Genomic DNA, 1,779 nt, shown 5'->3' with positions numbered 1-1,779 from the left:
CTGGTGGATGGCGTCGACAGCCTTCTGCATCTCGTCGGTCCAAGCGACATCGGCCGAGGACAGCGCCATCTCGAGCTGCGCGAGGGTGGTCGCGCCGACGATATTCGCCGTCACGAAGGGCCGGCTCGCCACATAGGCGTTGGCGAAGAGCGCCGGCTCCATGTCGAAGGAACGCGCCAGCTCGGTGTATTGAAGCAGCACTTCCGCCGCATTCGGCGTCTCGTAGCGCTGGCCGCGATTGAAGAGCTGCGAGCGCGAACCCTGTGGCCGCGCGCCATGATTGTATTTGCCGGTGAGATAGCCCTGCGCCAGCGGCGAATAGGGAAGAAACGCGATCTCCTCGCGCTCGCAAACCTCGGCGAGGTTCACCTCGAACGTGCGGTTGACGAGGTTGTAGGCGTTCTGCAGCGAGGCGACGCGTGGACCCGTGCCCTTCTCGGCTTCGAAGACGAAGCGCATGACGCCCCAGGAGCTTTCGTTAGACAGGCCGAGATGGCGGATCTTTCCCGCTTTCACCAGCTCATCGAAGACGGCGAGCGTTTCGGCGATCGGCGTCTCGTCTCCCGGAGCACCTGCCGCATCCGGACGCCGCGCCACCGCTCCCACGCGCGTCGGATTCGAGCCCCACGGAATGTCCCGGTCCGGCCAGTGGATCTGATAGAGGTCGATATAGTCGGTGCCGAGCTTGGCCAGCGATTTTTCGACCGCATCGAAAATGTCGGCGCGCACCAGCTTCGACGCACGATCGCCGCGGAACCACGCGTTGGCCGTGCGACCGACGACCTTCGATGCAAGGATGACCTTGTCGCGGTTGCGATTGGCCTTCATCCAGCTGCCGATGGTCTTCTCGGTCCGTCCTTGCGTCTCCGCCTTGGGCGGGATCGGGTAAAGCTCGGCCGTGTCGATGAAATTCACGCCGCGCGAGAAAGCCAGATCCATCTGCGCATGGCCCTCGGCCTCGGTGTTCTGCTGGCCCCAGGTCATCGAACCGAGGCAGATTTGCGAAACAAGGAGATCGGTCCGACCGAGGCGGCGTTTATGCATGGGGTTTCTCCGGCGGGAGTTTGCGCGGCTGCGCGGGGAGGAAATTCAAGCATAAAGCAAAGGCCGCGGCTTCTCCAAGCCCCTGCCAGTTCAGACCTTCAATTGGTTCCGCGCCGCTAACGCCGGGTGGCCGCCAAAGCCCGCCGCTTGGCCTCGTCGATCAGCATGTTGGCCACCTGCATGCGGATCATGGCGCGCTGGCGCAGATGCGGCGCGACCCGGTCCGGATGGTTGGCGAAGGCGAAGTTGCGGCGGATACGGCCGAAATCGGCGTTCTTGGCCGGACGGTCGAGGCCGAGCTCGCCGGCGATCGCTTCGGGATCGATCGGCGGCAGCTTCTCCTCCGGCCGGTGCGCTTCGCCGGCTAGCGTCAGTTTCGCCTGGTCGAGCAGTGCCGCGAACTCAGCCGCAAGGTCAGCGCCCGACTCGCGATATTCGGCGGCGACACTCTCGCCGGCAACCTTGATGCGGCCGGAATGCAGCTCATCGGCCACGGACAGATAGTCGAAGGGAATAGACGGCCGGGCGCCCTCCTCCTCGCCTTTCTCCGAGGCGACGATCAGGTCGTCGAGCAACGAAGCGAAATCGAGCTTGTTCCCGGTACCGATCTCAGCCTCCCCTGTGGTGACGGCATGCGTTGATGCCGCCGAACATAGGGCGCTGTCGTTAAAAATGAATGCTGGCGACATTAACAATTGGCGGCTTTTGCGCCCGTAAAGGCAACCACGGGAAAAG

2 protein-coding genes are annotated in these 1,779 nt (G+C 63.7%); both read right to left on the bottom strand.

Annotated elements, in window-relative coordinates; all coding sequences use genetic code 11:
- Positions 1–1,044 (bottom strand): aldo/keto reductase (locus tag EOD07_RS33215; RefSeq protein WP_127238237.1); only part of this gene is annotated, 1,044 nt, incomplete at its 3' end.
- A 116-nt stretch (positions 1,045–1,160) separates the two neighbouring features.
- Positions 1,161–1,619: a hypothetical protein gene (locus tag EOD07_RS33210; RefSeq protein WP_127238236.1), complete on the bottom strand. Its 459-nt coding sequence runs from the start codon at positions 1,617–1,619 to the stop codon at positions 1,161–1,163.
- Positions 1,620–1,779 lie beyond the last annotated feature (160 nt).

It is taken from the genome of Mesorhizobium sp. M2C.T.Ca.TU.002.02.1.1 (assembly GCF_003997225.1).
This window is presented reverse-complemented; position numbering and strand designations above follow the sequence as displayed.